This window comes from Polaromonas sp. P1_G4, from assembly GCF_056405475.1.
In genome coordinates this window covers 1-1,154 of sequence record NZ_JBFUCA010000857.1, presented here as the reverse complement: position 1 = coordinate 1,154, position 1,154 = coordinate 1, and the positions used below count along the sequence as shown (strand labels likewise).

1 protein-coding gene is annotated in these 1,154 nt (G+C 50.9%); it reads left to right on the top strand.

The genetic code is table 11. The features are described 5' to 3' along the window. Nucleotides 1–144 precede the first annotated feature (144 nt). On the top strand, nt 145–1,154 hold a 1,010-nt coding region (locus tag AC1D1X_RS23955; RefSeq protein ID WP_477699434.1), incomplete at its 3' end, for a hypothetical protein.

Sequence of the window (1,154 nt, the reverse complement as noted above, 5' to 3'; positions counted from 1 at the left end):
AGCCTGCAGATCACGATGGCATTGCAGAACACTGCAACGTCGAACCAGCCGCGAGCACTGTAAAAAGTATCCCCTGGGGTTTGTTTTCGTTTCGCATGCGAAACCAATGACCTTAAACTCCATCCAACAAAACGGGAGGAATTTATGAGAACCTGGATTCGAACTCTTGGTGTGATTCTGTTGGCAATTTTCACGAACACATACACCAATGCGGAAAATTTTTACGGGCCCAACGAGTTAAACGAAATCGTTACCAAGGCTTATAAGGCAGATGATTTTGTTGCGCTTGATAAGTTGGCTACCAAGCTTCGTACAGAAAGAAGTCGAACCCCCAGTGGAGTTTGGAATCTCACCGTTTTCTATGGCAACCTAGGCTACGCTATTGTTGGGGAAAAGGAAAAGAACTCGGAGGCGCAATGGGCGGCCATAGAAAGCAAACTGAATCGTTGGGTCGCAGCTTTTCCTCAATCGGCTATGGCGCCAATAGCACTGGCTACCGCACAGAAGCAGCATGCCTGGGCTCTTCGCGGTTCTGGCTATGCAAGTACCGTCACCCCTGAAGGCTGGAATGGCTTCGCGAGCTACATGGCGATTGCTCGCAACACCCTCGATGTGAACAAAAAAATCAGCAGTGATGATCCGCAGTGGTATATCGTGATGCTGGATGTGGCGCTTGCGCAGAACTGGACAAGAGACCAACATTGGGCGTTGTACGAAGAAGCAGTGTCGAAAGAGCCTCTTCATTACCAGACATATTTTGTGGCGGCAGAGCGTTTTCTCCCAATGTGGGGAGGGAGCATGCGGCAAATCCAGGATTTTGCTGCGGATGCCGTGAGACGAACGACCTCAACAGAAGGCCAGGGAATGTATGCACGTATCTATTGGGTCGCAGCAGGCCGCATGGGAGGGGAAGCTTTCTTTGCAGAGTCGCATCGGAGCGCAGTTTGGTCGCAGATGAAAGCCGGCTTTGAAGACGTGCTCAAAAAATACCCAGCCGATTGGAATAGGAATGCGTACGCGAAATTCGCATGCCAAGCCGGTGATGTGGATACGTTTATAGCCATGACCCGCAGCTTTAATGGCACGCCCATGAAAGACGCATGGCCCGGCGACTACTTCCAGAAATGCAAAGAATACGCCGGAAAGCTGCGACC